The organism is Pseudoduganella rivuli, assembly GCF_009674485.1.
GTDB classification, from domain to species: Bacteria; Pseudomonadota; Gammaproteobacteria; order Burkholderiales; family Burkholderiaceae_D; genus Rugamonas; species Rugamonas rivuli_B.
Map to the genome: position 1 here is coordinate 1 of NZ_WKJJ01000098.1, position 206 is coordinate 206.

1 rRNA gene is annotated in these 206 nt (G+C 50.0%); it reads left to right on the forward strand.

Annotation, left to right across the window (positions count from 1 at the left end):
* Positions 1 to 144 precede the first annotated feature (144 nt).
* Positions 145 to 206 (forward strand): 5S ribosomal RNA (rrf, locus tag GJ700_RS36440); the annotation flags it as partial.

Below are 206 nucleotides of genomic sequence, written 5' to 3' on the forward strand. Positions count from 1 at the left end.
CATTAAGCTAACCAGTACTAATTGCCCGTACGGCTTGTCCCTATAACCTTGCCGGTTATACGCATTTACTCGATGATGAGTTACCCAATTTACTTCTTCCGGATTGCAGTTGCTGGCCACAGCCAGTAACGCGACAAGTCAAAGCCTGATGACCATAGCAAGTCGGTCCCACCCCTTCCCATCCCGAACAGGACCGTGAAACGACT